The following is a 563-nucleotide window of genomic DNA, read 5'->3' on the forward strand; positions in this document are numbered from 1 at the left end:
ACGAGGCGATGGCGGAGAACGGAAAAGTAATCGTAACCGGTTGTATGGGCAAGGGCGCTGATGCGGAGCTGATCAAGAAAGTTAGTCCTGATGTATTAAGTGTGAGTGGTCCTGCCGATTACGACACCGTGTTGAATGCCGTTCACGAATATGTCCCGCCAATCGAAAACCCTTCGCACTATAGTGATCTTGTTCCCGCGCATGGCGTTAAGCTTACGCCTCAACATTATTCTTTTCTAAAAATATCTGAAGGCTGCAACCACCGTTGCGCATTTTGCATTATTCCTCATATGCGTGGAGATCTTGTAAGTCGTCCTATATCGGCTGTCATTGATGAAGCGAAAAAGCTAGTCGCTGCCGGCACGCGTGAGCTACTGGTTATTTCGCAAGACACAAGTGCCTATGGTGTGGATGTGAAGTTCAAACTCGATTTTAATGCGGTCGACCCTTTAGAAACGAGAATGCAAGACTTGGCCGTTGCCTTGGGTGAGCTAGGTGTTTGGGTTCGAATGCACTACGTGTATCCTTATCCGCATGTCGACAAGCTGATTCCGTTAATGGCG

General features: G+C 48.1%; 1 protein-coding gene. It reads left to right on the forward strand.

The features are described from left to right. Positions 1 to 563: radical SAM protein (locus A3751_RS18985; protein ID WP_156492628.1), on the forward strand; the 563-nt coding region annotated here is incomplete at both ends.

It is taken from the genome of Oleiphilus sp. HI0080, assembly GCF_001635135.1.